Annotated in this window: 23 protein-coding genes; 6 read left to right on the top strand and 17 right to left on the bottom strand. The window is 66.8% G+C overall.

The annotated features are described in order from the left end of the window. Nucleotides 1–26: 26 nt before the first annotated feature. The 4 genes from K2L43_RS04120 to petA form a co-directional block, all read right to left on the bottom strand. Complete coding sequence (locus K2L43_RS04120; RefSeq protein ID WP_011804241.1) at nucleotides 27–638, bottom strand: glutathione S-transferase N-terminal domain-containing protein; 612 nt, start codon at nucleotides 636–638, stop codon at nucleotides 27–29. Between the two features lie 95 nt (nucleotides 639–733). Continuing rightward, on the bottom strand, nucleotides 734–1,489 hold the full coding sequence (locus tag K2L43_RS04115) for a cytochrome c1 (protein ID WP_011804240.1): 756 nt from the start codon (nucleotides 1,487–1,489) through the stop codon (nucleotides 734–736). Nucleotides 1,490–1,505: 16 nt separating this feature from the next. Continuing rightward, nucleotides 1,506–2,927 (bottom strand): cytochrome bc complex cytochrome b subunit, encoded by a 1,422-nt coding sequence (locus tag K2L43_RS04110; RefSeq protein WP_012655738.1) that lies wholly within the window; start codon nucleotides 2,925–2,927, stop codon nucleotides 1,506–1,508. 15 nt (nucleotides 2,928–2,942) lie between these two features. After that, nucleotides 2,943–3,542 (bottom strand): ubiquinol-cytochrome c reductase iron-sulfur subunit, encoded by a 600-nt coding sequence (gene petA / locus K2L43_RS04105; protein WP_012655737.1) that lies wholly within the window; start codon nucleotides 3,540–3,542, stop codon nucleotides 2,943–2,945. Between the two features lie 134 nt (nucleotides 3,543–3,676). Between petA and mscL the strand changes: the two genes are divergently transcribed. Continuing rightward, nucleotides 3,677–4,105: a large conductance mechanosensitive channel protein MscL gene (gene mscL / locus K2L43_RS04100; RefSeq protein WP_011804237.1), complete on the top strand. Its 429-nt coding sequence runs from the start codon at nucleotides 3,677–3,679 to the stop codon at nucleotides 4,103–4,105. A gap of 75 nt (nucleotides 4,106–4,180) precedes the next feature. Here mscL and pdxA read toward each other — a convergent pair whose 3' ends face one another. From pdxA to K2L43_RS18980, 3 genes are all read right to left on the bottom strand, one after another. Then, nucleotides 4,181–5,236: a 4-hydroxythreonine-4-phosphate dehydrogenase PdxA gene (gene pdxA / locus K2L43_RS04095; RefSeq protein ID WP_220638565.1), complete on the bottom strand. Its 1,056-nt coding sequence runs from the start codon at nucleotides 5,234–5,236 to the stop codon at nucleotides 4,181–4,183. Between the two features lie 77 nt (nucleotides 5,237–5,313). Then, entirely contained in the window at nucleotides 5,314–6,078 is a 765-nt protein-coding gene (locus K2L43_RS04090; protein ID WP_255580527.1) for a Nif3-like dinuclear metal center hexameric protein, read from the bottom strand. Nucleotides 6,079–6,310: 232 nt separating this feature from the next. Beyond that, complete coding sequence (locus K2L43_RS18980; protein WP_255580526.1) at nucleotides 6,311–6,436, bottom strand: hypothetical protein; 126 nt, start codon at nucleotides 6,434–6,436, stop codon at nucleotides 6,311–6,313. 104 nt (nucleotides 6,437–6,540) lie between these two features. Here K2L43_RS18980 and K2L43_RS04085 point away from each other — a divergent pair, with 104 nt between their 5' ends. Both K2L43_RS04085 and K2L43_RS04080 read left to right on the top strand, forming a co-directional pair. Beyond that, complete coding sequence (locus K2L43_RS04085) at nucleotides 6,541–7,470, top strand: ferredoxin reductase family protein (protein WP_255580525.1); 930 nt, start codon at nucleotides 6,541–6,543, stop codon at nucleotides 7,468–7,470. Nucleotides 7,471–7,605: 135 nt separating this feature from the next. Beyond that, nucleotides 7,606–8,745, top strand: a complete 1,140-nt coding sequence (locus K2L43_RS04080) for a S1C family serine protease (RefSeq protein WP_012655733.1) — start codon at nucleotides 7,606–7,608, stop codon at nucleotides 8,743–8,745. A gap of 134 nt (nucleotides 8,746–8,879) precedes the next feature. Here K2L43_RS04080 and tatC read toward each other — a convergent pair whose 3' ends face one another. From tatC to galE, 10 genes are all read right to left on the bottom strand, one after another. Next, the gene (gene tatC, locus K2L43_RS04075; protein WP_047349954.1) at nucleotides 8,880–9,668 is read right to left on the bottom strand and encodes a twin-arginine translocase subunit TatC; all 789 of its coding nucleotides are present in this window, start codon (nucleotides 9,666–9,668) and stop codon (nucleotides 8,880–8,882) included. A gap of 62 nt (nucleotides 9,669–9,730) precedes the next feature. Further along, on the bottom strand, nucleotides 9,731–10,210 hold the full coding sequence (gene tatB, locus K2L43_RS04070) for a Sec-independent protein translocase protein TatB (protein WP_012655731.1): 480 nt from the start codon (nucleotides 10,208–10,210) through the stop codon (nucleotides 9,731–9,733). A gap of 32 nt (nucleotides 10,211–10,242) precedes the next feature. Continuing rightward, nucleotides 10,243–10,491 (bottom strand): Sec-independent protein translocase subunit TatA, encoded by a 249-nt coding sequence (gene tatA, locus K2L43_RS04065; protein ID WP_012655730.1) that lies wholly within the window; start codon nucleotides 10,489–10,491, stop codon nucleotides 10,243–10,245. 95 nt (nucleotides 10,492–10,586) lie between these two features. Continuing rightward, entirely contained in the window at nucleotides 10,587–10,946 is a 360-nt protein-coding gene (locus K2L43_RS04060) for a histidine triad nucleotide-binding protein (protein WP_012655729.1), read from the bottom strand. A 39-nt stretch (nucleotides 10,947–10,985) separates the two neighbouring features. Then, on the bottom strand, nucleotides 10,986–12,026 hold the full coding sequence (locus K2L43_RS04055) for a patatin-like phospholipase family protein (protein WP_011804228.1): 1,041 nt from the start codon (nucleotides 12,024–12,026) through the stop codon (nucleotides 10,986–10,988). Next, nucleotides 12,019–12,405: a membrane protein gene (locus K2L43_RS04050; protein ID WP_011804227.1), complete on the bottom strand. Its 387-nt coding sequence runs from the start codon at nucleotides 12,403–12,405 to the stop codon at nucleotides 12,019–12,021. The genes K2L43_RS04055 and K2L43_RS04050 overlap by 8 nt, the downstream gene beginning before the upstream one ends. Next, nucleotides 12,405–12,803, bottom strand: a complete 399-nt coding sequence (locus K2L43_RS04045; RefSeq protein ID WP_011804226.1) for a phosphoribosyl-ATP diphosphatase — start codon at nucleotides 12,801–12,803, stop codon at nucleotides 12,405–12,407. The genes K2L43_RS04050 and K2L43_RS04045 overlap by 1 nt, the downstream gene beginning before the upstream one ends. Before the next feature lie 6 nt (nucleotides 12,804–12,809). Continuing rightward, nucleotides 12,810–13,208 (bottom strand): phosphoribosyl-AMP cyclohydrolase, encoded by a 399-nt coding sequence (gene hisI / locus K2L43_RS04040; protein ID WP_199856220.1) that lies wholly within the window; start codon nucleotides 13,206–13,208, stop codon nucleotides 12,810–12,812. A 104-nt stretch (nucleotides 13,209–13,312) separates the two neighbouring features. After that, the gene (gene hisF, locus K2L43_RS04035) at nucleotides 13,313–14,092 is read right to left on the bottom strand and encodes an imidazole glycerol phosphate synthase subunit HisF (RefSeq protein ID WP_220638564.1); all 780 of its coding nucleotides are present in this window, start codon (nucleotides 14,090–14,092) and stop codon (nucleotides 13,313–13,315) included. Nucleotides 14,093–14,132: 40 nt separating this feature from the next. After that, on the bottom strand, nucleotides 14,133–15,149 hold the full coding sequence (gene galE, locus K2L43_RS04030; protein ID WP_013721471.1) for a UDP-glucose 4-epimerase GalE: 1,017 nt from the start codon (nucleotides 15,147–15,149) through the stop codon (nucleotides 14,133–14,135). Nucleotides 15,150–15,321: 172 nt separating this feature from the next. On the opposite strand from galE, the gene K2L43_RS18975 reads away from it, so the two are divergent. The 3 genes from K2L43_RS18975 to K2L43_RS04020 are packed head-to-tail and all read left to right on the top strand — an operon-like array spanning nucleotide 15,322 to nucleotide 22,002. Further along, on the top strand, nucleotides 15,322–15,552 hold the full coding sequence (locus K2L43_RS18975) for a hypothetical protein (protein ID WP_255580524.1): 231 nt from the start codon (nucleotides 15,322–15,324) through the stop codon (nucleotides 15,550–15,552). 11 nt (nucleotides 15,553–15,563) lie between these two features. Beyond that, nucleotides 15,564–18,152: a bifunctional glycoside hydrolase 114/ polysaccharide deacetylase family protein gene (locus K2L43_RS04025; protein ID WP_255580523.1), complete on the top strand. Its 2,589-nt coding sequence runs from the start codon at nucleotides 15,564–15,566 to the stop codon at nucleotides 18,150–18,152. Continuing rightward, complete coding sequence (locus tag K2L43_RS04020; RefSeq protein ID WP_246867474.1) at nucleotides 18,112–22,002, top strand: tetratricopeptide repeat protein; 3,891 nt, start codon at nucleotides 18,112–18,114, stop codon at nucleotides 22,000–22,002. The genes K2L43_RS04025 and K2L43_RS04020 overlap by 41 nt, the downstream gene beginning before the upstream one ends. The last annotated feature ends 10 nt before the right edge of the window (nucleotides 22,003–22,012 follow it).

The raw sequence follows: 22,012 nt of genomic DNA, 5'->3' as shown, positions 1-22,012 counted from the left end.
CAAGCAAAAGAAAAAGGCGCAGCAGCTTACTTGCGCATGACTTTCTCGGAAGGCGTCAGCGCCTCGATATATGCCGGGCGGGAGAAAATGCGCTCGGCATATTTGAGCAATGGTGCAGCGTTCTTGCTCAACTCGATACCGTAATAGTCCAGGCGCCACAACAAGGGTGCAATGGCCACATCAAGCATGGAAAAACCCTCGCCCAACATGTATTTGTTCTTCAAGAACACCGGAGCGAGCTGCGTCAGCCGGTCGCGGATGTGCGTGCGCGCCTTCTCCAATGCCTTTTCATTTCCCTTCGTGGCGCGCGACTCCAGCGCGTTCACGTGAACGAACAATTCCTTCTCGAAGTTCAGCAGGAACAGGCGCACGCGCGCGCGGTCCACCGGATCACCCGGCATCAGTTGCGGGTGGGGGAAGCGCTCATCAATGTACTCGTTGATGATGTTGGACTCGTACAGGATCAAGTCGCGCTCGACCAGGATGGGAACCTGGCCATAGGGATTCATCACGCTGATGTCTTCGGGCTTGTTGTACAGGTCCACATCGCGGATCTCGAAATCCATGCCTTTTTCGAAGAGGACGAAACGGCAGCGATGGGAAAAGGGGCAGGTCGTACCCGAATAAAGCACCATCATGGTGAGCAGCTCCTAAAAATCAAAAGAGTGGGTGCCAGGGCACCCACTCTGTACATGCTCGGCAGCGCAGAAATGCGCGGCAAAGAACCTAGCGTTTACTTAACGTCTTTCCAGAAGGCGGCGTTGAGCCTCCATGCGATGAGCGTGAACACGCCAAGGAAGATCAACACCCATACGCCAATGCGAACACGTGTATTTTGCGCTGGCTCGCCCATCCACTGCAGATAATTCACGAGATCACCTACAGCTTGGTCGTATTGCAACGGCGTCATGCTGCCTGCAGTAACCTGCTCCCAGCCCTTGAGCACATGCTCGGTCTTGCCGTGGCTTTCACGCTCTTCGAAGATCGGGCGGCGCTCGCCTTGCAGTTGCCACAAGGCATGGGGCATGCCCACATTGGGGAACGCCAGATTATTCCAGCCCGTGGCCTTGGTGTCGTCCCGATAGAAGGTGCGCAGGAAGGTGTAGAGATAGTCGGCGCCCGTTCCGCCAGCGCCTGCACGCGAACGTGCAATCACCGTGAGATCGGGCGGGTTGGCGCCGAACCATACCTTGGCCTGCTTGGGATCGATGGCGGACTTCATGGTCTCGCCCACCTTATCGGTCGTGAACAGCAGGTTGTCCTTGATCTGCTGGTCCGTGAGACCGATGTCCTTCAAGCGATTGAAACGCATGAAGGCAGCCGAGTGGCAGTTGAGGCAATAGTTGACGAAGAGCTTAGCACCGTTCTGCAAGGACGCCGTGTCGCTGGTGTTGACAGGCGCCTTGTCCCAGGCCATGCCACCACCGGCGGCATGCGCCCCAGCCACCAGACCCAGAGCTGCAACCAACGTGAGGATGAGTTTTTTCATTGTTGTCGTCTCCAGCTCAGTGCGCAGCAAAAGTCACGCGGTCCGGCACGGGCTTGGGTGTACCCAAGCGGCTCCACCAGGGCATGAGCAGGAAGAAACCAAAGTAGAACAGCGTACCCACTTGCGAAACCCGCTCGCCGATGGGCGATGGCGGTTGCACGCCCAGGTAGGCCAGGATGACGAACACAACCACGAATACTGCGTACAGGTACTTGTGCCAGGTCGGGCGATAGCGGATCGAGCGTGCAGGGCTCTGGTCCAGCCAGGGCAGGAAGAACAGGATGATCACGGCACCACCCATCACCACCACGCCCCAGAACTTGGCATCAATAGCCAGCATGAGGGCGATGGCCACGGCGGCTGCCAGCGCTACGCCACCCTTGATGAGCGCAGGCAAACGGGCCTTGAATACACCGAAGCCCGCACCCAGCACCACACATGCGATCAACACGTACATCATCTCGGTGGTGATGGCGCGCAGCATGGAATAGAAGGGCGTGAAGTACCACACCGGGGCGATGTGGGCAGGCGTCTGCAGCGGATCGGCCGGGATGAAGTTGTTGTACTCCAGGAAGTAGCCACCCAGTTCGGGAGCGAAGAACACCACCGCTGAGAAGATGAACAGGAACACGCACACGCCCAGGATGTCGTGCACCGTGTAGTAAGGGTGGAAAGGTACGCCGTCCAGCGGGTGGCCATGCTCATCCACGGGCTTGCCGGGGCCCTTGATTTCGATGCCATCAGGGTTGTTGGAGCCCACGTCATGCAGCGCCAGCAAGTGCGCCACCACCAGGCCCAGCAGCACCAGCGGCACGGCGATCACGTGGAAGCTGAAGAAGCGGTTCAGCGTCGCATCGCCCACCACATAGTCGCCACGGATCAGCAGCGCCAGATCGGGGCCGATGAAGGGAATGGCGGAGAACAGGTTCACGATCACCTGTGCGCCCCAATAGGACATCTGGCCCCAGGGCAGCAGATAGCCCATGAACGCCTCGGCCATCAGCGCCAGGAAGATGGCGCAGCCGAAGATCCACACCAGTTCGCGCGGCTTGCGATAGGAGCCGTACAGCAGGCCGCGGAACATGTGCAGGTACACGACCACGAAGAAGGCCGACGCACCGGTCGAGTGCATGTAGCGGATCAGCCAGCCCCACGGCACATCGCGCATGATGTACTCGACAGACTCGAACGCCTTGGCAGCGTCGGGCTTGTAGTGCATCACGAGGAAGATGCCGGTGACGATCTGGATCACCAGTACCAGCAGCGCCAGCGAGCCGAAGATGTACCAGAAGTTGAAGTTCTTCGGAGCGTAGTACTCCGACATGTGCACCTTGTAGGCATCGAAAGCCGTGGGGAAACGGTTTTCCAGCCAGTTGGTGACCTTCACGCCCGCGGACGCGTTGGGCGAGACTTCCTTGAATTCGCGATAAGCAGCCATTTGTCAGTGCCTCCCTCAGGCCTTCTTGTCTTCACCGATCAGGAGCTTGGTCTCCGACAGGTACATGTGCGGCGGCACTTCGAGATTGTCAGGCGCAGGCTTGTTCTTGAACACACGGCCCGCCATGTCGAATGTGGAGCCATGGCAAGGGCACAGGAAACCACCCTTCCAGTCGTCAGGCAGGGAAGGCTGCGGGCCCGACGCGAACTTCTCCGTGGGAGAGCAGCCAAGGTGGGAGCAGATACCCACGGCCACGAGCACCTCGGGTTTGATGGAGCGCCATTCGTTGCGCGCATATTCCGGCGTGAGCTCCGCAGGGTTGCGCGCCGACTTGGGATCGGCAAGCTGCGCATCCAGCTTGGGCAGCTCGGCAAGCTGCTCGGGCGTGCGCTTGACAATCCAAACAGGCTTTCCACGCCATTCCACGGTGATTTTTTCGCCGGGCTTGAGACCCGAGATATCCACCTCGACGGCAGCACCTGCTGCCTTGGCCTTTTCAGACGGTTGGAAAGTGCTCACAAAAGGAACGGCAGTCGCCACGCCGCCCACCGCACCAGCGCAGCCGGACGCAATCAGCCACGTCCGCTTGCTGGAGTCGATCGGAGTTTCACTCATGGGGATCCTCGGTATGCTTCGCTAAGGGGTCAACCGCAAATTGTAGCGGAGTGAAAATGGTTATTCCAACGCTGCTGCTGGACTTAAGCTAGGCAATAGTTCAGTGTTTTCATCTATATCAAAGGAGAAACGAAATGGGCATTGCCAAAGAGTTTCGGGAGTTTGCCGTTAAGGGCAACGTCATTGACCTCGCGGTCGGCGTGATCATCGGTGGTGCCTTCGGCAAGATCGTCGACTCCGTCGTCAGCGACCTCATCATGCCGGTCGTGGGCTTGGTGTTCGGCAAGCTGGACTTCTCCAACCTGTTCATCGTGCTGGGCAGCGTGCCGGAGGGCACGCCCTATACGCTGGAGGCGATTCGCAAAGCGGGCGTGCCGGTACTGGCTTACGGCAATTTCATCACCGTCGCGGTCAATTTCGTGATCCTCGCGTTCATCATCTTCGTGATGGTCAAACAGATCAACCGGCTCAAGCGTGAGACACCCGTCGAGCCGCCCGCCCCGCCCGCCACTCCCGAGGACATCCAGCTGCTGCGCGAGATCCGCGACAGCCTCAAGCGCTGACAGCACGCCAGAGGGCGCGTAAAAAGGCCCACCGCCCTTCCCGGGGCGGCGGGCCTTTGCATTTCAGGGAGACGTTCAGGGCCGCGCCAACTGCCGCGCCATGCGCACGGCTTCGATCAGGCTCTCCGCATCCGCCGTCCCCTGCCCCGCGATGTCGAAGGCCGTGCCGTGGTCGGGGCTGGTGCGCACGAGCGGCAACCCGAGCGTGACGTTCACCCCCTTGTCCACGCCCAAGTACTTCACCGGGATCAGGCCCTGGTCGTGGTACATGGCCAGCACCACGTCAAACTCGCCGGCGCGCTGCGGCGTGGAGCGGGCGCGCATGAAAATGGTGTCGGGTGCAAACGGGCCGTGGGCATCGATCCCCTCACTGCGCGCCTGCGTCACGGCCGGCGCGATGATTTCGAGCTCCTCGCGGCCGAACAAGCCCCCCTCGCCCGCATGCGGATTGAGCCCCGCCACGCCAATGCGCGGAGCGCGCCCCAGGCTGCGCGAGAGCGCGGCATGGGTGATCCGCAGCGTCTGCAGCACGCTGTCCTGCGTCACCGCGGCGATGGCATCGCGCAGCGCGACGTGGATGCTGACGAGCACGGTGCGCAGCTCGTCATTCGCGAGCATCATGCGCACGGGCATCTGCTGCAAGGACACGCCCGCATGGACCGCCGCCTCGGCTTGCAGCAGTTCCGTGTGACCGGGATGGTGCACGCCCGCGGCCGCGAGCGCCTCCTTGTGCAAAGGCGCCGTCACCAGCGCCGCAACCTCGCCACGCAATGCAGCACGCGCAGCCCACACCACGCAGGCCGCCGCGGCTCGCCCGGCTTCGGCGCTCACCCGCCCCCAGGGCGCAGGGGCCACGCCCTCCAATTCCGGCAGTTGCCATACGGGCAGGCAGCGCGGCGGAATGTCGGCCAGGTCGACCGGCGCACGGTACGCATCCAGGCGCGCCACGGGCAAACTGGGCTGGCCCGGCCGCATGATGCACGACGCCGCGCGGCGCATGGTCGGCAGGTCTCCCACCACGAAGCAGCCGCGCAGCACCTGTGGCGCATCGCGAAACGCCTTGGCCACGATTTCCGGACCGATGCCTGCGGGATCCCCCTGGGTGATGGCAAGCGCGGGAAGTGCATTCATGAATAAGCCTATAGATCAAATAGGGCCCTAGCGCTCTACCATAAAGCGCAAGCAGCTATATTTTTAATAGCAAAAACTCAAGCAGGATTGTCGATATCGATGAAACGGTGCTCCAACCCCAACCGCTGCGCGACATGGGCCGCGAGCGCCGGCGCACCGTAGCGTTCGGTGGCATGGTGGCCGGCTGCGATGAAGGCCACGCCCGTCTCGCGCGCGAGGTGGGTCTGCTGTTCGGAGATCTCGCCGGTGATGAAGGCATCCGCCCCCGCGGCGATGGCGGACTCGAAGAACCCTTGCGCGCCGCCCGTGCACCACGCCACGCGGCGGATGTGGCGTACCTGCTCCGGCACCACCACCGTGGCCGCACGGCCCAGCGCCGCTTGCACGTGCGCGGCCAGCGCACCCACATCTGCGAAATCCGCCGGCGCGGCAAAGCCCAGGTCCTGCTCGCCAAAACGCTGGTCGGGCTCCCAGCCCAGCACGCGCCCCAGTTGTGCGTTGTTGCCCCACTGCGCATGCGCGTCCAGTGGCAAGTGGTAGGCAAACAGATTGATGTCGTGTGCCAGCAGGCGCTGCAGGCGCTGCTTCATCCAGCCGGTCACGCGGCCGTCCATGCCCCGCCAGAACAAGCCGTGGTGCACGAAGATGGCGTCGGCCCGCGCGGCAATGGCGGCATCGATCAGCGCGCGGCTGGCCGTGACTCCGCTGACGATGCGCGCGATCTCGCGCCTGCCTTCCACCTGCAGCCCATTGGGCCCGTAATCCTTGAAGCGTTCGGGCTGCAGTTCGGCATCAAAGGCCGCCAGCAGCGCTTCCCGGTCGGTATGCGAAGGATGAGACATGCGGCAATTGTCCGCGATGTGCCCCTGCGCTGACCCACATCAAACGTGTTTACCCATGCTTCACACTGCTTAAAAAATCCCGCGCAAACGCGCTCCTAGACTGCCTGGCAAACCACTATGACAACCAACAGGGAACTGGGATGAAACGCATCACGTGGGCCTTCTGGGCCTTCTTGCTCGGCCTCACCGCGCTGTGGCTGATGGCCGACACGCTATGGCCCGCGCAGCCGGGCTACTTCGCGCTGCGCACCGTCTGGGTGCAATACAGCGGCGTGCTGGTGATGGGCGCGATGTCGCTCGCCATGCTGCTGGCCGTGCGCCCCGTGTGGCTGGAGCGGCATTTGGACGGGCTGGACAAGATGTACCGTCTGCACAAGTGGCTGGGCATCGCCGCGCTCGCCTGCCGAGAACCTGGGCCTTGCCGAGGCCACGCTGCGCGATTGGCGCGGCCTCGCCGAAGGCGTGGGCGAGTGGGCGTTCTACGCAGCGGTGCTGCTCATCGTGCTGGCGCTGGTCAAGCGCTTTCCGTACCGGCTGTTCGCCAAGACGCACCAGTTGCTGGCCGTGGCTTACCTGGCGCTGGTCTTCCACACCGTGGTGCTGGTGCAGTGGAGCTACTGGTCGCAGCCGATCGGCTGGCTGCTGACCCTGCTGGTGGCCGCCGGCACGGTATCAGCCGTGCTGGTACTGACCCGCCGCGTGGGCGGGCGCCGCACCGTTCAGGGTCGCATCGTTTCATTGCAGCCGTATCCCGCGCTGCGCGTGCTGGAAACGCGCATCCGTCTCGACGGCCTCTGGCCGGGGCACCGCGCGGGGCAATTCGCCTTCGTCACCTCCGACCCCAAGGAAGGCGCGCACCCCTACACCATCGCATCGGCGTGGATGCCACAAGACCCGTGCGTCACTTTCATCACCAAGGCCCTCGGCGACCACACCAGCCGCCTGCCCGACCGCCTGCGCGTGGGCGACCACGTGACGGTGGAGGGGCCGTACGGCTGCTTCACATTCGACGACGCGCGTCCACGCCAGATCTGGATCGGCGCCGGCATCGGCATTACGCCGTTCATCGCACGCATGAAACAACTCGCACACGGGGGCTCCCACTCCGCCCGGCCCATCGACCTGTTCCACACCACCGCCGACCACGACCCGGTGGCGCTGGACAAGCTGCGTGTCGATGCGCAGGCCGCCGGCGTGCGCCTGCACCTCTTCGTGGATGCACAGGACGGGCGCCTGGACGGCGAGCGTCTGCGAGCGCTGGTGCCCGAATGGCGAAACGCCAGCGTCTGGTTCTGCGGCCCGATACCATTCGCCTCTGCCCTGCGGGCAGACCTGGCCGCGCACGGCCTGCCCACGCAGGCCTTCCACCAGGAACTGTTCCAGATGCGCTGATGCGACGCGAGGCAGGCCCCTCGCAACGCCAGGCCCGCAACTACATCCGTGGTGATTCGCTCCGCGCCGTCCCACGCCCCGAAACCGGGGCACACGCCTACAATTTGCGCTCGCCTTCCAACCGCATCACGCCCCATGAAACGCCTCTGGCTCCTGCTCTCCCAATCCGTCACCGTGCTGCTGGCTGCGTACTTCGTGGTGGCCACCCTGCAGCCCGACTGGCTGCAGCGCGGCGCCACACGCAGCGGCGCTGGCATTTCGCTCATCGAGGCGCCCTCCTCCACGTCCGCCCAGCCCGCGGCGGGCAGCTTCAGTGGGGCGGCGCGCAGGGCGGCGCCAGCGGTGGTCAGCATCAACACCAGCAAAGCCGTGCGCCACCCGCGCAGCAACGACCCGTGGTTCCAGTTCTTCTTTGGCGACCAAGGCACCCAGGCGCAAACCGGCCTGGGCAGCGGCGTGATCATCAGCCCCGACGGCTACATCCTCACCAACAACCACGTGGTGGAGGGCGCCGACGAGATCGAGGTGACGCTCACCGACAGCCGGCGCGCGCGCGCCACCGTGATCGGGACCGACCCTGAAACCGACCTGGCCGTGCTGAAGGTGGATCTCGACAAGCTGCCCGTCATCGTGCTGGGCGATTCCGACCAGCTCGCCGTGGGCGATCAGGTGCTGGCCATCGGCAACCCCTTTGGCGTGGGCCAGACGGTCACCAGCGGCATCGTGTCGGCCCTGGGCCGCAGCCAACTGGGCATCAACACCTTCGAGAACTTCATTCAGACCGACGCGGCCATCAACCCCGGCAACTCCGGCGGCGCGCTGGTGGACGTGAATGGCAACCTGATGGGCATCAACACCGCCATCTACTCCCGCTCAGGCGGCAGCATGGGCATCGGCTTTGCCATTCCCGTGTCGACGGCCAAGCTGGTGCTGGACGGTATCGTGCGCGACGGGCAGGTCACGCGCGGCTGGATCGGCGTGGAGCCCAACGAACTGTCCCCCGAACTGGCCCAGACCTTTGGCGTCAAGGCCACGGAGGGCGTGATCATCACCGGCGTGCTGCAGGGCGGTCCCGCGGCAGTGGCGGGGGTGCGGCCGGGCGACGTGATCCTGAGCGTGGAGGACAAAGCCACCAACAACGTGTCGCAACTGCTCACGGCGGTGGCGTCCCTCAAGCCCGGCTCCGCGGCCAGCTTTGCGCTGCAGCGCGGCGACGCGCGGCTGGAAGTATCGGTGGTGCCGGGCACGCGGCCCCGCGTGCAGCAGCGCCGCTGAACGGCATTGCTATCAAAAAAATAGCTTCCCGCGCTTGTCTACAAAGCGCGGGAAGCTATTTTTGTTTCCGCTCCTGAACGGTGCACCACCGGGCGCCGGCGCCCCCCGCAGCGCGGCGGTGGCTCAGCGCACGCTCACGGCGCGGATTCCTGCGGATCCTCGGGCGCCTTGGTATGGCGGATGAACAGCTGCGCCGCCCAGATCCCCAACTCGTAGAGCAGGCACATGGGAATCGCCAGCGCCAGTTGCGACACCACGTCCGGCGGCGTGACGATGGCGGCGATCACGAACGCGACCACGATGAAGTAGCCGCGGAAGCTCTTGAGCTTTTCCACGCTCACGACGTTCAGGCGCGCCAGCACCACCACGGCGATCGGCACCTCGAAGGCCAGGCCGAAGGCGAGGAACATGGTCATCACGAAGCCCAGGTAGGCCTCGATGTCCGGCGCGGCGGTGATGCTCTTGGGTGCAAAACCCTGGATGAAGCTGAACACCTGCCCAAACACGAAGAAGTAGCAGAACGCCACGCCGATGAAGAACAGCACCGTGCTGGAAACCACCAGCGGCAGCACCAGGCGCTTCTCGTGCGAATACAGCCCCGGTGCCACGAAGGCCCACACCTGCCACAGCACGAAGGGCAGCGCCACGAGGAATGCCGACATCAGCAGGATCTTGAGCGGCACCATGAAGGGCGAGATCACCGAGGTGGCGATCATGGTCGCCCCCTGCGGCAAGTGGGCCACCAGGGGCGCGGCCAGGAAGTCGTACAGCTGGCCGGGGCCGGGGTAGAAGAACAGGGCGGCCGCGACGACCCCCACCGCGATCATGGCCTTCACGAGGCGGTCGCGCAGCTCCATCAGGTGCTGCACGAAAGGCTGCTCGGTACCGGCGAGCTCGTCTTCTTGGTTCGGTGTTTCGGACATGGTGGGAGTGAGGGCGGGATCATGGCCCGCGCGGGCTGCGCGGGGCGCAGCCCATCAGGGGATCAATGGAATTTCTGGGGGCGGAACCGTGCCACGCGCGCCGCGCCTGACTGCACCCGCGTGCGCACGCCCGCGCGCGCCTTGTACCACTGGGGCATGGCACCGCGCTTGAGGCGCCAGTTCTTGGCTGGGTGCTTGTACGCCGGGACCACGGTGGACAGGCCTTGGTCCACCCCGTAGGTGCTGCCGGAAGCAGAGGCGTCGCCCAGGCTGTGCTCCATGTCCTTCTGGAAATCGCTGGCGCTGGTGTGGATGGTCTGCTCCACGTCGCGCGCCGCGTTCTCCACGGTGTCTTTCATCTTGCGCAGTTCGTCCAGCTCCATGGAGCGGTTGACCTCCGCCTTGACGTCGGCCACGTAACGCTGCGCCTTGCCCAGCAAGGTGCCCACCGTGCGCGCGACGCGCGGCAGCTTCTCGGGGCCGATGACGATGAGGGCCACGGCGCCAATCAGCGCCATCTTGGACAGGCCAATGTCGATCATGAGGAACGCTCAGGCAGGAAAGGCGTGGGCGTTCAGCTCTTGTGCTTGGCTTCGACGTCGATCGTGGTCTTGTCGGCAGCCGCGCTGTTGTTGGTCACCTGGCCCGCGGGCGCGCTGGTGGTGGCCGAGTCATCGGTGCTGGCGCCATCCTTCATGCCGTCCTTGAAACCCTTGACCGCGCCGCCCAGGTCGGAGCCGATGTTCTTGAGCTTCTTGGTGCCGAACACCATCACGACGATCAGCAGCACGATGAGCCAGTGCCAAATGGAAAACGAACCCATGAAAATCTCCTAACGAATACGGCCCATTCTAGACGGCGGATATGTCGGGCCCCTCATATCCCTAGCAACTTCACGGCGGCTGCAGGCGCGCCGACTTACCCCTTGAGCCAGGGACGGGGACCGCCGATCACGTGCATGTGCAGGTGGTGGATCTCCTGGCCGCCCTCGGAACCGGTATTTACCACGATGCGGAATCCTCCGTCCGGATAAGGGTTGCAGCCCTGCTCCTGCGCCAGCTTGGGCGCCAGCGTCATCATGTGCCCCAGCAGGTCCGCGTGCTCGGGCGTGACCGCCGCCATGGAGTGCAGATGGACCTTGGGCACCACGAGAAAATGCACCGGCGCCCAGGGGTGGATGTCGTGGAAGGCAAACACCCGCTCGTCCTCGTACACCTTCTTCGAGGGGATCTGGCCGGCGATGATCTTGCAGAAGAGGCAGTTCGGGTCGTGCTGCATGGCGGAGGGCGAAAAGGCGGTCAACAGGCAGTGGAAAGGTTACGCATTGTCGGCGATGTTGACCGTGGTGCGCACGCCCACGTCCGCCCGGTGGGCCTGCAGCCAGTCCTGGCCGGCCGCCCTGCCCAGGTCGAACAAGCGGCGCACGAAGGCCAGGTCCGCCCGCAGCTTGCTGGCGGCTCCGAACGGCTCGAGCACCGCGCCACCATCGATGCGGTGCATGCGCACGCTCTTGTAGCGGCGCGCGTCCAGCTTGCCTTCGGCCAGCAGCCGGCGCACGAACTCGATGGCGCGCAGCTCGGACAGCAGGGCGGCGTTGAAGGTGACTTCGTTCATGCGCTCCATGATCTCGCTGGCACTGTCGGGCACGCCTTGGTGCTCGATGGGGTTGATCTGCACCAGCAGCACATCGGCGCAGTCGGTCTTGTAGATCAGCGGGTGCAGCGCGGGATTGCCGGAATAGCCACCGTCCCAGTAATGCTCGCCGTCAATCTCCACCGCCTTGAACAGCAGCGGCAGGCAGGCCGAAGCCATGACGGCATCGGCGCTGAGCCGCTTGCCGGTGAAAATCTCCCCGCGCCCGGTGCGCACATTGGTCGCGCACACGAACACCTGCGGCACAGTGGTGGACTGCGGCACACGCGCAGAAGCCAGGGCCTCGAAGTCCACCTCGCGCTCCAGCACCCTCCGCAGGGGGTTGATGTCCAGCGGATTGGTCTGGTAGGGCGACAGCCAGTGGGACATCATGCCCAGCAGCGGCCCGGCACCGGGCAAGGGGATGCCCCAGGTCAGGCTGCCGAGTGTGCCCACGCCTTCCCACAGCCGCGCCAGCGTGGCGCGCGCCAGTTCGCAGCCGGCGCGGTGCGCCTCCAGCGGGTCTTTGTGTTCCCGCGCGGCCTGGGCGAATCCGTGGGCCAGCGCAACGGCATTCATGGCACCGGCGCTGGTGCCGCTCACGCCGTCGATGAGGAACTGGCCGTCTTCGAGCAACGCATCCAGCACGCCCCAGGTCAGCGCGCCATGCGAGCCGCCGCCCTGCAGCGCGAGGTTGAGCCGCTGCGGCGCGCCCTGCTCAGGCATCGATGGCCTGCCCCTTGTTCATGGCCACCATGCCGCGCACGATGCGGTAGAGGAACCAGATGGAGATCAGGCCCCAGGCGACCCAACCCGGGAAAAAGAAAACCAGCCACAGCGGCGCAGTGACCGCGTACAGCACGCCGGCCCAGATCACGGTGCGCACGCGCCAGGAGAAATGGCTGGCCTGCCAGGTACCCGCGGCATCGCTTTTCTTCACCAGGTCGATCACCAGCGCGACGATGAGCAGCGCGGCGCTAGGCTGCGCGCCCGGCAGCACCGCCGCCACGGCCACGATCAGGTGCAGGATGTAGCTGACCCATCCGACCGTCTTGAGGGATTCGGCCCGCTCGCTGGGCTCCACGTCGACGATATCGTTGTTCATCACGCACCTCCTTCTTCGCTGCTGCGGGCTGCGGCCTTGCGCAGGGCCTTTTCCTCGATGCCGCTAATGCCCTCGCGGCGCTCCAGCTCGGCAATCACGTCGGCGGGGGCAAGCCCGTAATGCGCCAGCGCGATCATCGAGTGGAACCACAGGTCGGCCACCTCGTACACCAGCTTGGCCTTGTCAGCGCCATGGTCCAAGTCCTTGGCCGCCATGACCACCTCGGTCGCCTCCTCGCCCACCTTCTTGAGGAAGGCGTCAGGCCCCTTGTGCAGCAGCCGCGCGACGTAGCTCTTGTCAGGGTCGCCGCCGTTGGCGGGCTTGCGGCTCTCGATGACGCCGGCCAGCCGCGCAAGCGCGTCCTGCGACAGAGGGGCATGGGTATCGGTGCGGGTCATGGCTTCTTATTTGTAGATGGATTCGGGGTCTTTCAAGACCGGATCGACAGCCTGCCACGCGCCATTGTGGAGGGCGTTGAAGAAGCAGCTGTGACGACCCGTGTGGCAGGCAATGCCGGGCTCGTGGCCCAGCTGCGTCACCTTCAGCAGCACCACGTCGCTGTCGCAGTCCAGGCGAATGTCGTGCACCTGCTGCACATGGCCCGACTCCTCGCCCTTGAACCACAGCTTGCCGCGCGAGCGGCTGTAGTACACGGCGCGGCCCAGCTCGGCGGTCTTGGCCAGCGCCTCGCGGTTCATCCAGGCGAACATCAGCACGTCGCCCGTGGCGGCCTCCTGCGCAATCACGGGCACCAGGCCCTGCGCATCCCATTTCACTTGATCAAGCCAGTTCATGGTGTCCATTGTCGGTCATCGGCAGCTACAACGCCCATGTTCGCTACTTTTTTTATAGCTTACAGCGCTTGCTGGAAGCGCGCTACAGGCCTTTTTGGCATCCATTCGCGGCGTCAGAGCCGCACGGGGATGCCGCGCTCGCGCATGCGCTCCTTGGCCTGGCGCACGGTGAACTCGCCGTAGTGGAAGATGCTGGCCGCCAGCACCGCATCCGCGCCGCCCTGCTGCACGCCATCGGCCAGATGGTCCAGGTTGCCCACGCCGCCCGAGGCGATCACGGGCACGCCCACGGCGTCGCTCACCGCACGGGTGAGTTGCAGATCAAACCCGCTCTTGGTGCCGTCGCGGTCCATGCTGGTCAGCAGGATCTCGCCCGCACCGCGGCGCGCCATCTCCACGGCCCACTGCACGGCGTCCAGGCCGGTGTTCTTGCGCCCGCCGTGGCTGTACACATCCCAGCCCTCGCCGCGCTCGGCCACTTCCGCGCCCTGGCGGCGCTTGGCATCGATGGCCACGACGATGCACTGCGCGCCGTACTTGGCCGAGGCCTGGCTGATGACGTCGGGGTTGGCGATCGCGGCGGAGTTGAAGCTGGTCTTGTCCGCACCCGCATTGAGCAGGCGGCGCACGTCTTCCACGGTGCGCACACCGCCGCCTACGGTCAGGGGGATGAAAACCTCGCTGGCCACGGCCTCGATGATGGGCAGGATCAGGTCGCGCTCGTCGCTGGTGGCGGTGATGTCCAGGAAGGTGAGCTCGTCGGCGCCCTGCGCGTTGTAGCGCGCGGCGATCTCCACCGGATCGCCCGCGTCGCGCAGCTCGACAAAGTTGACACCCTTGACGACACGGCCACCGGTCACGTCAAGGCAGGGAATGATGCGTTTGGCAAGCATGGGAATCGTTCTACGGCTGGGGCGCGCAAGATACCACGGCTCACGCCGGCTGCAGCGTGCGCGCCACGCCGTCCTGCCAGCGCCAGGCATCCTGGCACATGGCCTGCACGTCGCGCGTGGCGCGCCAGCCCAGCAGCCGCTCGGCCAGGCCCGGGTCGGCCCAGCATGCCGCCACGTCGCCCGGGCGGCGCTCGGCGAGCCTGTAGGGCACGGGGCGGCCACTGGCCTGCTCGAAGCCGCGCACCATCTCCAGCACCGACACGGGCCGGCCCGTGCCCAGGTTCACCGTCAGCAGGCCCGGGTGCTCGCGTAGGTAGCGCAGCGCCGCCACGTGGCCCTCGGCCAGGTCGCAGACATGGATATAGTCGCGCAGCCCCGTGCCGTCGGGCGTGGGGTAGTCGCTGCCCCAGACGTTCAGGAACTCGCGCTGGCCGGAGGCCACCTGCGCCACATAGGGCATGAGGTTGTTGGGCACGCCCTGCGGGTCCTCGCCGATCAGGCCACTCTCGTGCGCGCCCACGGGGTTGAAGTAGCGCAGCCGCGCAATGCGCCACTGGCCGGGCTCGCTCGCGTCCACGTCGGCCAGCACCTGCTCCATCATCAGCTTGCTCCAGCCGTAGGGGTTGGTGGCCGAGAGCGGGCAGTCCTCGCGTATCGGCAAGGAGGCCGGGTCGCCATACACCGTGGCGGACGACGAGAACACCAGCTGGCGCACGCCCGCCTGCCGCATGGCCTGCAGCAGCGTGACCGTGCCCGCGACGTTGTTGTCGTAGTACGCCAGGGGCTCGCGCACCGATTCGCCCACCGCCTTGAGCGCGGCGAAGTGGATCACCGCCGTGAATTCGTGGCGTGCAAACAACTGCTGCAGCAGCGCCGCGTCGCGCACGTCGCCCCGCACGCATTCGGGCTCGCGCCCCGTGATGCGCCCGATGCGCTCCAGCACCGAGGGGCGGCTGTTGCCAAAGTTGTCCAATACCAGGAACGGCTCGTTCGCCTGAGCCAGCGCCACACACATGTGCGAGCCGATGTAGCCCGCGCCTCCGGTCACCAAGATCACAGATCCCTCCTATATGCGTACAAGTCTGGTCGGGATTGTGGCAAACGCAGTGTTAACAAACGTGACAATCCGATGGATTGGGAAATCAATCGATACGATTCTGCACCCAATACAATTCGAATTTTGGGTACGCAAGCCCTCCAAAACCCTATTGGCAGCCCCTTCCGGTCCCATGGCCTTCCGCTTCCTTTTGCAGTTGTTGCAGTTGTGCACGCGCCTGGCATGGGGGCTGGCCTTGCTGCCGCTGGCCTGGAGCGCCCAGGCCGCCACGCCCGCGGTGGCGCTGTACTACGGCCATGAAATCCCCCTGGGCGAGTTCCGCGCCTTCGATCTGTTGGTGGTGGACCCCGACCACGAGGCGGCGCGCCAGGCCCGCGCGCTGGAGCCCGCCACCAAGGTGTAGCCTATGTCTCGGTGACCGAAGTGCAGCCCTCGCGCGGCTACCACGCGGACATCCCGGCGGACTGGAAACTGGCGCGCAACCAGGACTGGCAGTCGGAGGTCATCGACCAGAGCGTGGCGGCATGGCCCGATTTCTTCGCCAGCCGCGTCGTCGCCCCCCTGTGGGAGCGGGGCTTTCGGGGGTTCTTCCTCGACACGCTGGACTCCTACCGCCTGGCGGGCACGTTCGACGAGCAGGCCCAGCAGCAGGGGCTTGTGCGGGTGATCGAGACACTGCACCAGCGCTTCCCCGGCATCCGGCTCATCCTCAACCGGGGTTTCGACATCCTGCCGCAGGTGCGGGGCATGGTCGAGATGGTGGCCGCCGAATCGCTCTACCAGCGCTGGAATGCCAAGACCCGGCGCTACGAGGAAGTGCCCAACCAGGACCGGCAATGGCTCATGGACCAGCTGCGCACCGTCCGGCAGCGCGACGGCCTGCCCGTGCTGGTGATCGACTACGTCTCGCCGCACGACCGGGCGCTCACGCGCGCCACAGCCCAAAGGATCCTGCAGGATGGCTTCATCCCCTGGGTCACCGACGCGCAGTTGGCGACCATCGGCATGGGCAGCATCGAGCCGGTGCCGCGGCGCGTGCTGGTGCTCTACAACGGCGGCGAATCGCCCGCGCTCAACTACGCCAACGCCCACCGCTTCCTGCAGATGCCGCTCAACCACATGGGCTACGTGACGGACTACGTGGACGTGCGCGACAGCCTGCCCGGCCTGGTGGCGCGCGACCGCTATGCCGGCGTGGTGAGCTGGTTCTCCGGCTACGTGCCTGCGGCGAAACGCGCCGGCCTGAGCCAATGGCTGCAGGCGCGCATCCACGAAGGCATGCCGCTGGCGGTGGTGGGCGACTGGGGCATGGCGCCCGACCGCGTCCTCACGCGTAGCCTGGGGCTGGCGCTCGACAGGGCCGAGCCCCAGGGCGCATTGCGCCAGGTGCAGCTCGCCCCCATGATGGGGCTGGAGAACCCGCTCCCCCTGCCCTCCCGGCAGACCGAACTGGTGCAGCTGGCGCCCGACATGGCGCGCCAGGCCCAGCCCCTGGTGGAGCTGCGCGACGCCCGCGGCCGCACCTTCGTTGGCGGCGCCATCACCCCCTGGGGCGGCTTCATTCTCGACCCCAACGTGCTGTTCGAGATCCCCGGAACGGAGGACGCGCGCTGGCTGGTCGATCCCTTCGCCTTCCTGCAGCAGGCCCTGCGCCTGCCCGCCATTCCGGTGCCCGACACGACCACGGAGAACGGCCGCCGCCTGTTGCTGGCCCATGTGGACGGCGACGGCTTTCCCTCGCTGGCGGAGTTCCCCGGCAGCCCGCTGGCCGCCCAGGTGCTGCTCAAGGAGATATTCGAGAAGTACCGCATCCCCCAGACCATGTCCGTCATCGAAGCCGAGGTGGCCCCCGACGGCCTGTACCCCGGCCTGAGCCCGCGCATGGAGGAAGTGGCGCGCAAGATGTTCCGCCTGCCCCACATCGAGGTCGGCAGCCATACCTATAGCCACCCCTTCCTGTGGGACGCGAACGTGCAGCACGGTCTTTTCAAGGAGAACCCGGAGGCGGCGCAGTCCCTGGTGGTTCCCGGCTACACCATGGACCTGGAGCGCGAGATCGTGGGCTCAAGCCACTACATCAACGAGCGCCTGGCGCCCAGCGGCAAGCCCGTCAAGGTCCTGCAATGGACGGGCGACACGGCGCCCAGCGCCCGTGCGCTGGAGATCACCCACCGCGCCGGGCTGCTGAACATCAACGGCGGCAACACCTCCATCAGCCGCGCCAACCCCTCGCTCACGGCCGTGGGGGCGCTGGGCATCCGCAAGGGCGGGTTCTTGCAGGTCTACGCCCCCATCACCAACGAGAACATCTACACCAACCTGTGGACGGGGCCGTACTACGGTTTCGAGCGCGCCATAGAGACCTTCGAGATGACGGACAGCCCCCGGCGCATCAAGCCCGTGGGCATCTACTACCACACCTACTCGGCCAGCAAGCCCGCCGCGCTCAAGGCGCTGAAGAAAGTCTACGACTGGGCCCTCGCGCAGCCCCTGCACCCCGTACACGCCTCCGAGTTCGTCACCAAGGTGCAGGACTTCTACGACTACGCCATGGCCCGCGATGGCGAGGGCTGGCGCCTGCGCAGCAGCAATGGCGCCCTGCGCACCGTGCGGCTGCCCCCGGCGCTGGGGCTGCCCCGGCTAGGCGCCAGCCAGGCCGTGGCGGGCTGGCGCCGGGGCGGCGAAGGCCTGTACGTGCACCTGAGCGGACCGTCCGCCTTCCTGCAAACGGACGGCCGCGAGGCCGCCACCCCCTACCTGCACGACGCCAACGCCCGCCTGGTCGACTGGCAGGCCGAGGGCGATGGCCGGCGCGTGCAATTCACGCTCCAGGGCCATGTGCCGCTGGAGTTTGCCCTGGCCAACACCCAGGCCTGCCAGGTGCGCGCCGGCCAGCGCACCCTCACCGCCCTGCGCCCTGCCGCACAGGACCGCACCGCAGTGCAACAGTTCAAGCTGCCCGATGCCGCCGCCCAGATCCAGATCCTCTGCCCAGAGCGTTGAGCGGCCCATCCTTGCGCCCAACTGGCTCGTCGCGCTGCTCACCGCCATGGCGTGCGGCGCGCTGTGGCTGCTATACCCGCGCCAGGACCTGGAGCAGCGCCTGGCGACGAGCGGCGAGACCGAGCTGTCCACCGCCTACCTGAACAACCTGCTGCGCAGCGACCCCGACAACCCGCGCCTGCGCCTGCTGCTCGCGCAGCGCCAGATCGCCCATGGCGACACCGCCAGCGCGCGCACGACGCTGCAGCCCGCCCTGGACTCGGCCGACCCCGCATTGCGCAAGGAAGCGCTGTGGGCGCAATGGGACCTGCTCCACTCCGAGTACCGGCATGTCCCGGACCGCGAGCCTGACAGGCGGCTCGCGCTGCTCGATGGGCTGCGGCGGCACATACGCCAGCTGGCGCAGGAAGGCTGGCCCCAGGAGCGGCAGGATAGGCTGGCAGCCTTGGCCAGTCAGTTCGGCGAGCAGGAGATCGCCCTGGCACTCAGTCGCCGGGAAGCCCCGCAGGACCCGCGCGAGGCCGCCCTGTACTACGAGCGCGAAGCCAGGGAAGCGCTGGCGCGCGGCGACTACGAGGGCTGCGCGCAGCTCTACCTGTCCGCGCGCGACAGCACCCCCGACCCAGCCCAGGCCAAGGCGTACTACGGCGCGGCCATTGCCGCACTGCGGTCGGGCAACCAGACCGCGGCCGCCCTGGAGCTGGCCGAGCGCGAGCTGGGCCCCCTGGCCGACGACCCGCAGACCCTGTTCATGCTCACGCAGCTGGCACGCGCCGCAGGCCGCCCCGACGTGGCCGAGCACTACGTGCGCCGCCTGCTGCGCATGGCGCTCGAACGGCAGGCCACCCAATGGGCCAGCGCCGAGCAGGACTTCGCGCTGCGGCCCGTCGCCTGGCGCCCGCAGCCGCCTGCCGCGCTGGCGGGGCCGGTGTTCGACGATGGCGCCGACCTGCTCGTGCATCCGGCCCTGCGCCTCGCGCAGCAGGTGGCGGACAAGGCCTCCGCCCGGCCTTCGCCCGCCCTGCCCTTCGACGACAAGACCTACACCCTGGGCTACGAGGTGTTCCTGGAAAACCGCAAGCTCGAGGACGCCTGGACCATCGCCAACGCCGCGGTGCGCCAGAACCCCGCCGACATGCGATGGCGCGAGCGCCTGGCACAGGTGTCTGAGTGGACGCAGCGCCCCGGCATCGCGCTGGAGAACTGGCTCGTCCTGGCGCGCCAGACGAACCAGGACGCCGCCTGGCAGGCCGTGTTGCGGCTGGCGCCGGGCCAGTTCGACGATGCAGCGCTGGTGCAGGCGCTGCGCCACCAGCTGCGCAGCCGCTCCGGCGACCCACGCCTGATGCGCGCCCTGGTCGATGCGCAGGAACGCCTGGGTGAACCCCAGCCCGCCATCGACTACCTGCGCCAGCACGCGCAGGACCCCGAGGCGCTGGAGCTGCTGGCGCAGCTGGCCGAACGCGCAGGCCAGCCCGATCTGGCCCTGCAGACCTGGCGGCAACTGCTGGCCGACCCTGCACAGATCACCCCCGAGCGCGCCATGCATGCCGCCGTGCTGGCCCTGCAGCACCGCCAGCCCGAACTGGGCCTGCAATGGCTGCAGGCCGTGCAGGACCACCCTCCTGCGTCCGCTGAAGCGGCCGCCGAGCTGTGGCGCTTCACGGGCGACCTGGCCAGGAGCCGGGCGCGCGACCAGCTCGCCATTGCCGCCTACCGCAAACTGGTGGACGCGCAACATGCCGACGTCGCGGACTACGACGCACTCATCGGCCTGCTGCAGCAGGACCAGCCCCTGGAGGCCGCCAAGGTGGCACTGCTGGCCTGGCAGCAGCACGATGAGCCGCGCCACCTGATCGAGGCCCTGACCCTGTACTCCAGCCGCAACCAGTGGAACGAATTCGCGCACGCCCTGGATCAGCTCGACCCCACCCCCGACGCCGCGCGCCATTCCCTGGCCCGAATGCGCCGCTCGGGGCAATTCCTGCGCCTGGTGGGCGGCTACCACCACAACGCCGGGCGGTTCGCAGAGGCGCGGCAGTACTACGAAGAGGGGCTGGCCATCGATCCGGCGTCCTCCGACATGCGCCAGGCACTGCTGTGGCTGCTCATCGACAGCAACGACGCGGCCTCGATCCGCCGGCTGCTGGCCGCGCACGAACAGGCCTGGAGCGCGGACGAGGACCTGCATGAGGCGCTGGCGGCCGCCTACCAGGCCTTGTCGCTGCCCCAGGTGGCGCTGCACCGCTACCTCAGCCCCCATGTGGCCGAACGCGAAGGCGACTTCCTCTGGCTCATGAACTACGCCGATGCCCTGGAGCAGAACCAGGAGGCGGATCGCGCCTGGCGCCTGCGCCGCCACCTGCTGTCGCAACAATGGCAGGAGGGGCGGAACGGCCGGCGCCTGACTCCCGCGCAGGCGCGCCAGCGCTGGCTCACCGAGGAAGGGCTGGAGGCCACGCAGCGCGTCGCCCGCGCGCGCCTGATCCTGCTGCAAAGGCCCGGCGACCCTGCACAGGAGGTGCTGCGCGAGCTACTGCGCCTGGATCGCGATGCCCAGGGCGGCTACTCCAACGCCGCGGCCGAAACCGCCATAGGTTGGCTGCAGGACGCCGGCGAATACACGGCCGAACGCGGCTTCCTGTGGCACCAGTACGCGCGCAGCCGCAGCCTGCGCACCAATCGCCCGCTGTGGGCCGAGATCACCGTGGCCCTGGCCGAGGACGACAAGGCCGCCGCGGGCCAGCTGCTGCAGGAATTCGACGAGCGCCTGCCGCGCTACGACCGCGTCAATACCGCTGCCGCGGTGGGCGACATCCGCCTGGCGCAGAGCGCCGCCTTCGAGACGCAGGAAAGCCAGCCCGACGACAACCCGCTGCACCTGCAGCTCACGGACAACCTGCTGGCCTTCAGCGACCACGCCGGCATGCTCTCGCGGCACAGCGACCTGGGCGCCATCGACGAAGATCAGGCCGAGGCCCGGCTGCACCTGGCCATCAGCCCGCGCCTGTCGCTGGACCTGGACGCGAGCCGCATCCAGCGCCGCGTCACGGCGCCCGACCAGCTGCGCGACGCACCCGGCGAGGACATCGCGGGCGCGCTGCTGCGCTGGGGCCATGCCGACGGCGAGACCCGGCTGCGCGTGGCCAGCCGCCGGGGGTACGCGGACACCACGCCCCTGTCCATCGAGCACGAGCAGCGCCTGGACAACCGCCTGTCCCTGCGCGGCGAACTGGGCTGGCACCTGCCCAGCGAGGAAAGCCTGGCGCTGCGCCTGGGCGGCATGAAGACGCGCGTGGCCGCTCACCTGCGCTACCAGGCCACGCGCCAGGACAGCCTGCTGCTGTCGCAGTGGAGCGAGCAGTACCGCCTGCAGACGGGCGCCGAGGTGGGCCGCGGGCGCCACACCGCGATCGAATACTCGCACGCCTACCGCCAGGACGCGCCCACGTGGGAATGGGGCGCCTTCTGGTCCACCCACCGCTTCGAGCGCCGCCACCCCTTCTTCCTGGGCCAGCAGGGCCAGGACTTCCTGCAGCGCTTCGCGCCCGCGGGCGTCACGAGCCTGGGCCTGGACTACTTCCTGCCCGAGAGCTTCCAGTTCTACGGCGTGCGGCTGTCCACCAACATGCGCTTCGAGCAGGACCACACGCGCGCGCTGCGGCCCTTCGCGAGCGTAAGCCTCACCCGGCACAGCCTGCTGGGCGCGGGCTACGACCTGCGCCTGGGGCTGGCCGGCAGCGTGCTGGGCCCGGACCATTTGCGCCTGAGCTTCGGCCTGGGCAAGTCAGGCGTGCAGTCCCTGGGACTCACGCGCGTGCTGGAACTGTCGTACCGGCTTCATTTTTAAGACCATCGAG

The organism is Diaphorobacter sp. MNS-0 (assembly GCF_019602835.1).
Lineage (GTDB): Bacteria > Pseudomonadota > Gammaproteobacteria > Burkholderiales > Burkholderiaceae_C > Diaphorobacter > Diaphorobacter nitroreducens.
The sequence above is the reverse complement of the archived record's forward strand: the minus strand, read 5'-3'. Positions and strand labels throughout refer to the sequence as shown.